We start from the raw sequence: 240 nt of genomic DNA, 5'->3' as shown, positions 1-240 counted from the left end.
GTCCACAGAGTGTGAACTTCGAAACTGTCAGCACCCTCAGCACGCAGCAGACGCTGAAAAGCCGCGCCCTCTTTTGAGGTTGCATCACTGATGTGCTGGCTTACACGATGTTTAACGGAAACAACTGTAACGCCAATGTAAACATAACGCGCCCGCTTGGGTGACCACCAACCATACACGAAGGCCGCTCGCTCGGGATCAAACCCAGCAACAGCGCGTGGAGTTATACCACACACTTCG

1 protein-coding gene is annotated in these 240 nt (G+C 53.8%); it reads right to left on the bottom strand.

Translation table 11 applies throughout. The features are described 5' to 3' along the window. Positions 1-240, bottom strand: a 240-nt coding sequence (locus AC1RPQ_RS08655) for a GIY-YIG nuclease family protein (protein ID WP_481762376.1), incomplete at both ends; no start/stop codon positions are given.

This window comes from Dellaglioa sp. CoH-57-MRSF-21, from assembly GCF_056781915.1.
The sequence above is the reverse complement of the archived record's forward strand: the minus strand, read 5'-3'. Positions and strand labels throughout refer to the sequence as shown.